This is a genomic window from Stenotrophomonas sp. AS012628, from assembly GCF_010608305.1.
GTDB lineage: Bacteria > Pseudomonadota > Gammaproteobacteria > Xanthomonadales > Xanthomonadaceae > Stenotrophomonas > Stenotrophomonas geniculata.
Map to the genome: position 1 here is coordinate 1 of NZ_VMBJ01000306.1, position 216 is coordinate 216.

The following is a 216-nucleotide window of genomic DNA, read 5'->3' on the forward strand; positions in this document are numbered from 1 at the left end:
GCGACATCCGTACGCAGCTGCGTGACAAGGGCATCCGCCACAGCGGCATCGACCGCAACAACAATACGATCTCGATCAAGTTCAGCAACCCGGACGAAGCCGACCGTGCCCGCACGCTGCTGGCCGACTCGACCCGCGAACTGGCCTACACCGTGGACAAGAGCGCCGACGGCGCCACGCTCACCGGCACCTTCACCGCCGCTGCGATGAAGGAAG

At 65.3% G+C, this 216-nt stretch carries 1 protein-coding gene; it reads left to right on the plus strand.

Annotated features, from left to right (window positions below):
- Positions 1-216: hypothetical protein (locus tag G5A07_RS22035; protein WP_223107906.1), on the plus strand; the 216-nt coding region annotated here is incomplete at both ends.